A 1,315-nucleotide genomic window follows, 5' to 3' on the forward strand; every position below is an offset into this window, starting at 1 on the left:
CGTCGACGTCACCCTCGCCGCCTGCGACGTGTCCGACCGCGCCGCCCTCGCCCGACTGCTCGCGGACGTGCCCGCAGGCCGGCCCCTCGACGCCGTGTTCCACGCGGCCGGGTCCCTCGACGACGGCGTGATCGACTCACTCACCCCCGGCCGCATGGACGCCGTCCTGCGCGGCAAGGCCACCGCCGCCCGCGCCCTGCACGAGCTCACCCGTGACCTCGACCTCTCCGCCTTCGTGCTGTTCTCCTCCACCGCGGGCGTCCTCAGCGGCGCGGGCCTCGGCAACTACGCCCCCGGCAACGCCTACCTCGACGCCCTCGCCGCCGAGCGCCGAGCCGCCGGACTGCCCGCCACCGCCGTCTCCTGGGGACTGTGGGCCGACGGCGGCATGGTCGGCGACGCGGCCGGCGACCGCATGCGACGCCACGGAGTCCACCCCATGGACACCGCCGCCGCCTGCGAGGCCCTCGGCCACGCCCTCGACCTCGGCGACACCCACGTCGTCGTCACCGACCTGCGCTGGGACACCTACGCCCCGTCCTTCACCGCGCCCCGCCCCAGCCACCTGCTGGACGAACTGCCCGCCGCCCGCCGGGCGCTGGACACGGCGCGCCAGGACAGCGCACCCGCCACCGCCGACGCCTCCTCGCTCCACACCCACCTGGCCGCCCTGCCCGACTACGAACGGGCCGGAGCCGTCCTGGAGATCGTGCGCGGCCATGTCGCGGGCGTCCTCGGCTACCCAGCCGCCGACGCCGTCGAACCGGAACGCCCCTTCACCGACCTGGGCATCGACTCGCTCAGCGCCGTCGAACTGCGCAACGGCATGAACCGCATCACCGGCCTGCGCCTGCCCAGCACCCTCGTCTTCGACCACCCCAACTGCCGCGCCCTCGCCGACTTCCTGCTCGCCGAGGTCGCCGCCGACACCGTGCCCGCCACCCCGGACGACACCCCACGCCGCTCCGCCGCCATCGACGACGACATCGCCATCGTCGCCATGGGCTGCCGCTTCCCCGGCGACATCCGCACCCCCGAACAACTGTGGCGGATGCTCCTGGAAGGCGAGGAGGGCCTGGTGCCCTTCCCCGAGGACCGCGGCTGGGACCTCGACGCCCTCTACGACCCCGACCCCGGCAAGGTCGGCACCGTCTATACCCGCACCGGTGGATTCCTCAGCGACGCGGGCGGGTTCGACCCGGCGTTCTTCAACATCTCGCCGCGTGAGGCCGTCGCCATGGATCCGCAGCAGCGTCTGCTGCTGGAGATGGCCTGGGAGACGTTCGAGCGGGCGGGCATCGACCCGCGTGCGCTG

At 74.1% G+C, this 1,315-nt stretch carries 1 protein-coding gene; it reads left to right on the forward strand.

What is annotated here, in order from left to right; genetic code table 11:
- A partial coding sequence (locus tag AWZ10_RS35250; protein ID WP_159058470.1) for a beta-ketoacyl reductase occupies positions 1 to 1,315 on the forward strand: 1,315 nt, incomplete at both ends.

Source organism: Streptomyces europaeiscabiei, from assembly GCF_001550375.1.
Taxonomy (GTDB): domain Bacteria; phylum Actinomycetota; class Actinomycetes; order Streptomycetales; family Streptomycetaceae; genus Streptomyces; species Streptomyces europaeiscabiei.